We start from the raw sequence: 2,892 nt of genomic DNA, 5'->3' as shown, positions 1-2,892 counted from the left end.
CACAAAAATCAAAAATTAGCGCGTAGAAGTGTGTATCGCTAACAAAAATCAGAAATCCGCGCGCAGAAGTGACTATCGTGCACAAACGCTGCTCATCTATTTTATAGAGACGTTTAAAAAGCACTGGATTTTTCTAGCCGAAATAAATACAAACTTTAGTCTATAATAACTAGCTAAACGTATAATAAAGTCTAAATTTCCAAATAAGCCAAAACATTAGATAGGAATTTCTTTAGAACCAACGAACCTAGTAGAAGGGAGGAGCAATCATATGTCAGAAATTAAAATATTATCCGAAACGTTAGCCAATCAAATTGCTGCGGGAGAAGTGGTTGAAAGACCGGCTTCGGTTATTAAAGAACTTGTGGAAAATGCGATTGATGCGGAGAGTACAAAAATCAAAGTAGAAATCGAAGAAGCCGGCCTTTTAAAAATCATCGTTACAGATAACGGAAATGGGATTCCTAGTGAAGATGTCGAACGAGCTTTTGAACGCCATGCGACAAGTAAAATTTATACCACCGATGAACTGTTTCGAATTCGTACACTCGGTTTCCGAGGAGAAGCTCTGCCAAGTATTGCTTCTGTATCAGAGTTAACGATCGAAACAGCTGAAGACAAAAAAACAGGGAAACATTTATATTTAAAAGGTGGAGAAATTATAGAAAATACCTCTGCCCAATCGCGTCGTGGGACAATAATTAAAGTGGAACAATTATTTTATAATACTCCCGCGCGCTTAAAACATATTCGCTCACTTAGAACAGAAGTCTCTCATATCACCAATTACATGAACCGTTTTGCTTTATCGAATCCAGATATTTCTTTTGAATTCATTAACGATGGCAATCAAATAATGAAAACTGTTGGAAATGGCGATATTCGACAAGCCATTGCAAGTGTTTATGGGGTGAATATTGCTCGAAAGATGCGTAAAATCGAAACAGAAAACTTTGACTTTAAAGTCTCTGGTTATACATCGCTTCCAGAAGTAACGCGAGCGAATAATACGTATATTACTTTAATTGTGAACGGTCGTTATATTCATAATTATTCCCTCAATCGGGCAGTCATTGATGGCTATAGTTCGACTTTAATGATCGGTCGTCATCCGATTGCTGTTATGAATATTGAAATGGATCCACTCCTTTTAGATGTAAATGTTCATCCAACGAAACAACAAATCCGAATTAGTAATGAAAAAGAATTAGGCCAACTGATTAAAGAGGCCATCTATAAACAAATGCATCAAGAAATACGGATTCCAGGATCATCTGACGAAGAAAATATTCCACTTCCAAAAGCACCAGCAGAAAAATCAGAGCAATTAAATTTCGAATTCCAAACCCAAAACAAGCCACGTGATTTCTCTTTTCCAGATAAACAAAATTCCGAAAATCAAAATAAGCAGACACAAAGTCATTTCGGAACGGAAGCAACGGAAAGAAGAAATTGGCGACCTGACCATGAATCTGAAAATCAGGAGGTTGTGAACGAACCGGAAGTTTCGATTTTGACGCACCGAGCAAGCGCAGAAGATTCGGCGCTCGAATTAGCGAAAACTGCTGAACGAAAAAATTATAATGAAGAAAGAATAGAACAGTTTCCGGAATTAGAATATATCGGGCAAATGCATGGCACGTATTTGTTGACGCAAAACGAGGAAGGTCTCTTTATTATCGACCAACATGCCGCGCAAGAACGGATCAAATATGAATACTACAAAGAATTATTGGCGGATACTGGCACATCAATGCAAGATTTGTTGGTGCCGATTGTGTTGGAATATCCAAGCGACGAAGTGATGGTAATTACCGATAATTTAGAGAAATTAGCGGATGCCGGCGTGAAGCTAGAACCATTCGGCCAAAATAGTTTCATCGTCCGCGAACATCCAACTTGGATTATTCCCGGGCAGGAACAGGGGACAATCGAAGAAATGATCGACTTTTTCCTCGAGAAAAAAGATCTCTCAATTGGCATGTTCCGAGAAGCTACAGCCATCATGATGAGCTGCAAACGGTCAATCAAAGCCAATCACCACCTAAGCGACCAAGAAGCCGTCTCACTCATCGAACAATTGCCACAAGCCGAAAATCCCTACAACTGTCCACATGGTCGTCCAACCCTCGTCAAAATGACCACAAGAGACTTAGAAAAAATGTTCAAACGTATTCAAGACAGTCACTAGAAAACAAAATAGAAAGCCTCAACCCTTTGGAAAGTCTTTTCAATGGAATGAGGCTTTTTAGGATTGAAAAGAGAAGTCTGTCAGTGTGTCTGAGTGGAAGTTCAGTTTTTAATGTTTTAAGATATGGATAGTTACATTTTAGTATTCGACCTTAAATAACTATCTACGAGATGAAATGAAAGGAAATAGCAGAATGAAAAAATGTCCAAATTGTGGTCACGAATTACCAGACGACGCAAAAGTCTGTGACAATTGCGGAGAACCGGTAGAAATTGTTGATGATCGTAGTGAAAACAAGGCAAAACCTAAAAATGAAGAACATGCTCAACAGACCGAGAATTCAGCAAATCAATCAGAAGCACAAGAAATTGATGGTGAAGATGAGGATTTAGTACATGAACATTTAGAACCCGGATTAAACATCGAGGCACAAAAAGAAATTGAACAAGAAGAAAAAACTGATCCTCAAAACAAAGAAGCCGAAGATAATATTAAGAAAGAATCAGATGAGGACAAGGATGATTTAGCCAATAAATCATTTTTAGATTACTAAGCCAAACTATTTTATTATAGGTATAAAAACGTACTGAGTGTTCGCTCAATACGTTTTTATTTGAAAAGAAAATGCTAAAAAGAGACAAAAAAGCATCTCTCATGGTATAATTAAATCATGAAAATTTTAAAAATATTTACTTAATTGA

2 protein-coding genes are annotated in these 2,892 nt (G+C 37.4%); both read left to right on the top strand.

Annotated features, from left to right (window positions below; translation table 11 throughout):
• Nucleotides 1-271 precede the first annotated feature (271 nt).
• Nucleotides 272-2,191 (top strand): DNA mismatch repair endonuclease MutL, encoded by a 1,920-nt coding sequence (mutL, locus tag BUB96_RS08555; protein WP_073298454.1) that lies wholly within the window; start codon nucleotides 272-274, stop codon nucleotides 2,189-2,191.
• A gap of 193 nt (nucleotides 2,192-2,384) precedes the next feature.
• Nucleotides 2,385-2,744: a zinc ribbon domain-containing protein gene (locus tag BUB96_RS08550; RefSeq protein WP_159431735.1), complete on the top strand. Its 360-nt coding sequence runs from the start codon at nucleotides 2,385-2,387 to the stop codon at nucleotides 2,742-2,744.
• The last annotated feature ends 148 nt before the right edge of the window (nucleotides 2,745-2,892 follow it).

This window comes from Atopostipes suicloacalis DSM 15692 (assembly GCF_900129085.1).
GTDB classification, from domain to species: Bacteria; Bacillota; Bacilli; order Lactobacillales; family Carnobacteriaceae_A; genus Atopostipes; species Atopostipes suicloacalis.
The sequence above is the reverse complement of the archived record's forward strand: the minus strand, read 5'-3'. Positions and strand labels throughout refer to the sequence as shown.